Raw genomic sequence first — 5558 nt, forward strand, 5'->3', positions numbered from 1 at the left:
CGGTTTGATTAAACGCAAGCGCAAGCCTTCCGCTTTGGTTCTACTCAATTTGACAATCCTTGATGACCCTTAACTTGTAACCAATGCGGTAAGGGTAAATTGTAGTTTTTCCATAATTCTCTTCTCAAAAATTTTAATTTAGACGTTGTCCGTTTATAATTTTCTACCTTGCTACATCCAGATCGCTATTGGCCTACTATCAGCAAGGCCCGCCCATTCCATCCGGCCCCAGGCAGAGTTGGATGGTTTGACCGTTAACCGTAAGGATAACCTGCTGCACGTAATCGCCCTGGTCAACCACGGTAAAAAAGGTTACATCGCCGGTGGCCCCCGGCGCAACGGCAGTGCTGCGATCACCATAGCCGAAAAAGCAAAAACGTCCTGTTTTGCCGGTGGCTGTTACATAATCGGGGAGCCAGGCATGCGGTACGGTTATGTTGGTGTTATTGGTCAACAACAATTGCAGATGAAAGGCCCTCATCCGCGCTTTGTCGTTCCAGTTATTCTCACGATGGGCGCGGCAGGCATCGCCATCCCAGGGAGCGCCCCAAGGTTCCGTATATTTATGTTGCCCGCCAACTACCAAGATGTAACCGCCACTTGCGGCTGGGCCAGAGCCGGGTTGCCCACCTGAAGCAGCCCCTCCTCCCTGCTGTACAATCACCATCGGAGTAGGAGTGGGGAGAGTCACCCCTTCTTGACTGTTCAGGTCGTCAATATAAATCACGCCTTGACCGCTATAATCGTCGCTGCCGTCATCTAACACAATGGCGTGAAATGTGATAGGGTAATCAATAGCACCGTTGTTGGGACCGCCGATGTGACCACTGGGCCAGGGTTGAGCGGGGTCCAAAAAAGCAGTCATCTCTTGCCAGCCGGTGTGTTCAACCTGACCAAAGTTCATGCCCCAAGTTTGTCCGTTGGCATCTTTTACCCAAACATTAAGAAAATGTTCGGAGCCATCGCCATACACCCAGGCTGAAATAGCATTGGGGCGCCCGTCTAACCGCCGGTTTTGCAAAAAAACCACATAATCATTATCGGACGAGGGGAAGTTGTAATTCAACTGCCCGGCATAGCTACCGCTATGAACCTGTTCTGAAGAACGGGTAAATTCGCCGTAAGGTTGATCTCCCCGCTTCCAGTTGCTTACGCTTTCAAAATCTTGAAAAATACCCAGGGGGGCAGAGGGGAGAGAAACTTGAGACTTTGTGGTGGGAGATGGGGAGGGCATAGCCGTGGGAGAGGGGATAGGGGTAAACGTTGCGGCGGCAAGAGGTTCTGCTACCACAATTTCACACGACCCTTCGCCGGCCGGACCTGGCCCAAACGTATCCACCTGGCCATCGGGAGGGGCGATGTCCAGGCCATTGGAAATTTGGCGGCTGGTGTACCACTGAATGCGCAAAAAGTGCGAGCCAGGTTCCAAAAGCCCTAACTGATGCCACAAATTTAGAATAAAGTTTTCATCTTGATAATAGTTAAGGGTATCAATGGGCCGGCCATTGAGGGTGACATCATAATGGGCTGTGTTGATCCATTCAGTCAGATAGTCGGTTTCATCATCAGGCTCGGCCAGGGGATGCTGCCACCGGATATATACGGCTTCGTCAGCCGAGATTTCAATTTGGGTTTGGCAGAAGGGGTCTATTTCAGTCCCCTCTGGGGGAAGAGGTTGCTGCGGAACTTTCATCATGGCTATTCCCGGTACGCTTAAAGATTCCGGGGTGGCTGTGCTGGTGGCTGTTGGTTCCGGTTCGGGCGTAGCTGTGTCTGTGGGGGGAGGAGGTAATTGGGCTACCACAGGGGGAGGGGCAGCCTGGAGAACATTGGTGTAATATAAATATCCTAAGGCTCCTCCCACAATCAGCGCAGCAATCAGTACGGCCACCACAACCCATAACCAGGCCGCAACATAACTCTGAGGTTGGTTATGGGTATGGAATGGTGGAGAAGCATGCACGTAGGTTGCGTTTGTTTCTACAGGGCCGCCGCCGGCCATAACTGTTTGATTTGCTATCACCGTATGGTCCGACGCAACAGGCGCAGCCGGATTATCAGCCAGAACGGTTCCGGGCATCATTGTTTCCTGTTCATCCCCATCTCCTTCAACTTGTATTCGGGCCGTAATGGTTGTGCCCAACCTGATAGTATCGCCGGAACGACCGACGGCCGAACCACTTATCTGGCTGTTGTTAATATAAGTGCCGTTGGTTGATCCCAAATCTTCAACAACAAGCCCTTGGGGACCGGCCTTAACCCTGGCGTGTACCCGGGATAATGAACTATCCTGAATGATGACATTGTTACTGGAACCACGGCCAATAGTTTTAGGTTGATTTCCAATGGTCAATACTTGCCCTGCTGTGGAACCGTTTTCTATAATTAGTTTGATTACGGGAATACTACTCATTTTTGTGTCCTTGTTCTTCTATAAAATAGAATCTGACAGGGCGTTATTTTAAGCTCCAATTGGCCCCGCCATCACTGCTTTTGTATAAACCCCAGCCGGTGGCAGCAAAAACAATGTTGGGGTCGGTTGGATGCACGGCTATGCTTCTGATATAGTGGGGATAGCCGGTGGCAGGATTGATCCTCAAGCCATTATTGACGCTCTCCCAATTCTGCCCACCGTCGGTGCTTTTAAAGATACCTTTGGCATCGCCATCGTGTTCATAGCCGCTACCGGCATAGACAATGTTAGGGTTACTGGGAGAATAAGTTATAGCACAGTAAGCCGAATCAGCCCCACCAAAAATCAAACCATTACTAACCGATTGAAAATCGCCGGCATTGGTTGTTTTCATAATTGCGGCATCGTAAGAGTTGATGCCCACCAGATATTCGTCTTTGGTTTTGGGGTTAACCGCGATGCTATACGCCCCCTTGCCGGTATTAAAGGCCAACTGGATAAAGGCACGACCGGAGTCAATTGATTTGTAAATTGAACCAAACTCACCCCCTACAAACACCACATCGTGGTTAAATGGGTCAACCGCAATGCTGGTTATTCTGCCTTGCCCCAGGCCATTGCCGTAACCGTCAGACGCCCAACTTGCGCCGCCATCCGTGGAAACGATCAGCGTGGAGCCAATGCCGCCATATAACACTTTGGGATTGACCGGATCTATTGCTACCACATCAACCACTCGATTGGCCGTACTGAGGCCCTGCCCATAAGCTTCCCAATTGTTACCGCCATCTACCGACTTGAGAACAGCATTCCAGGCCGGGGCATATAGGCATACCGGATTGGTGGCATCAATAACTAAATTGGTGAGGCCGGAGGCATCAATATCCAACTTTCCCCAGGGACCGTCTCCGCCGTTGTTGCTTTTATAGATGCTGTTTACATCGCCTTTAACCAGAATATAAACTTCTTTAGGATTCTGCGGGTTTATTTCTACTGCGGTTACAGGCGCGTTGCCAATTTCGGCCACAGACTCAACCGTTTCCACCGGAATAGCGGTGGGGCCGCCCGCTGTAACCGGACGGAGGGGGGCGGTTGGTGTTTTTGGGGGGGCTGTGGGCGTGGAAGTAGGTTCGTTGTCCGTTTTGTCCAACCGGTTGAGCATTTGTTGGGTTGGGGTTGAGGTAGGTGTATTGGTGGAGACGTTTGCGGCGGTGGCTGTTTTTGCTGCCAGGCTTTTGGCTGTAGCGGTTGTTTTGGCTTGCCGGGCGGCTTCGCTTTCAGCCCTGGCCGTTTCCTCGGCTTTGGCCCCTACTGTCTCTTCCAGTTCTGCTTCAGCCGTTATGGTCAGGGCAATTTCCAGTTCTGCTTCAGCCGTTTGAGTTTGCTCTGCTATCATTACATTTTGCGCCACAACTGTGGCGGTAGCGGATGTAGAGATATTGGACGCGCTGAAAATAAAGTAAGCCGCCGCGCCGACGGCGGCCAATAAAACTATCGCTGCAATAATGATGGGTAAAATGATGCCCCGGCTTCTTTTTTTTGTTGACGCCGGGTAAGCTGTGACCGGAGAAGACATTGTTGGCGGCGAGGGCGCAGGAGATAATTTTGCCGGAGAACCGGTCATAGTGGAATCTACCAATGGTTGAGGCGCCGCAGCCGGCATTGAAGAAACCGCCCCTGGGCTTGCCGTTCCAACGGCAGCCTCTACATTCGCCATCGGAGTAAGCATGGTTTCAACCTTATCATTTGGGGTTGGGGCTAATTTTGATTTTACCGGGGCTATTTGAGCCGGGGGGCTGGTGGTAACTTGAAAACGGGCCGATCCCACCGCCAGAACATCGCCGGGAGACAAAGGATGCCAGGTTTCTCCTAAACGTTGCTCATTGATAAATGTGCCGTTAGCGCTGTTGTTATCCATCACCAAACAGCGCCCATTCTCTAACCGAACCAGCGCATGCTGACGTGAGGCGCTCAAAACAGTTAACACGATATCGGCATTAGAATGGCGACCAATAACCAATGGCTCTGAATCCAACGGATACCCCCTCCCTTTTGAGTCGACCAGCCAATGCGTGGTAGGGTTGGGAGAAACTACCAAATCTTGCCCTTCTTCTGAGGCCAGCACGGTACCTGACAACATTGTTTCAGAATCGTCTGCCGTAGCCAGGTTTGATGATTCCAGCGCGGCCTGTAACGCTTGCTGCCACGTTGCCATAGATTGGGGACGCTCATCAGCTTGTGGTCGCATGGCGTGAGTAATGGTTTGGGAAATTTGCTCGCTTAAAGCGGCGTTGACCATTTTGGGCGGCTCAAATTTGGCCTGGCTGACCATCAGGGTAATGCTGTCTGGGGGTTTTTTGCCGGTTAGTATGGCATACAGGGTGGCCCCCAGCGAGTAAATATCGGAGGCGGGGGTAGTGCCCAGGCCACTGTATTGCTCTGGAGGCGAGAAGCCAGGAGTCACTGCCTGCGCGCCGGTGCGGGTGCGCATATCGTGTTCGGCTATTTTGGCAATACCAAAATCAACCAGCACCGCTCGATTGTCGGGCGTGATTTTTATGTTCTGGGGTTTGATATCCCGATGAATAATGGGTGGATTTTGATGATGTAAATAGCTAACAGCATCGGCCACCTGAATGATATATTTAATTGCTTGGGTCTCCGCCAGGGGGTGTCCCTGCGTTTTAACCACTGTCCATAGGTCTTCACCCTCAATATAATCCATTACCAGATATTGCTGACCATCAAAACTGAAATGGTGAATAACCCGGGGCAAACTGGGGTGGTGCAAGCGGGCCAAAATCAAGGCTTCCTGTTCAAACTGGCGGATGGCCTGGGGGGTTTGAAAAAAATTCTCTTTGATAGCGACCGCCATCTGTAGGTTTGTATCAAAGCCGCGATAAATAGCCCCCATGCCGCCGTGCGCCAGCAGTCGGTCAATGCGATAACGGTTTTCTAAGATAGTGTCTTCAGGCAGAGTCATCGGTTTTTACTCCTGTGAAAATTAGCAACTGGGCAAATCACTCATGGACAAATGGGTAAGCTGAAAACGTCTCATTCCAGTTCCACACGATCTTCAATTGGCACCGGGCTAAAACTGTCCAAAACCTCTAGCCAAATGTCTCTAATGTTTTGTGGCTCAGAG

The 5558-nt window shown here is 51.1% G+C and carries 2 protein-coding genes; both read right to left on the minus strand.

Annotation, left to right across the window (positions count from 1 at the left end; genetic code table 11):
• Positions 1-199: 199 nt before the first annotated feature.
• Positions 200-2413 (minus strand): FHA domain-containing protein, encoded by a 2214-nt coding sequence (locus JW953_17030; protein MBN1994405.1) that lies wholly within the window; start codon positions 2411-2413, stop codon positions 200-202.
• Positions 2414-2456: 43 nt separating this feature from the next.
• Positions 2457-5396 carry a protein kinase gene (locus tag JW953_17035; protein MBN1994406.1) on the minus strand — a complete coding sequence of 980 codons (2940 nt, stop codon included), beginning with the start codon at positions 5394-5396 and terminating at the stop codon, positions 2457-2459.
• Positions 5397-5558: the final 162 nt, after the last annotated feature.

The sequence above is a fragment of the Anaerolineae bacterium genome, from assembly GCA_016931895.1.
GTDB lineage: Bacteria > Chloroflexota > Anaerolineae > 4572-78 > J111 > JAFGNV01.

Bases quoted from the DNA above. Each gene is read 5' to 3' on its own strand.
- JW953_17030 (MBN1994405.1), bottom strand. From the start codon at position 2,413: ATGAGTAGTATTCCCGTAATCAAACTAATTATAGAAAACGGTTCCACA.
- JW953_17035 (MBN1994406.1), bottom strand. From the start codon at position 5,396: ATGACTCTGCCTGAAGACACTATCTTAGAAAACCGTTATCGCATTGAC.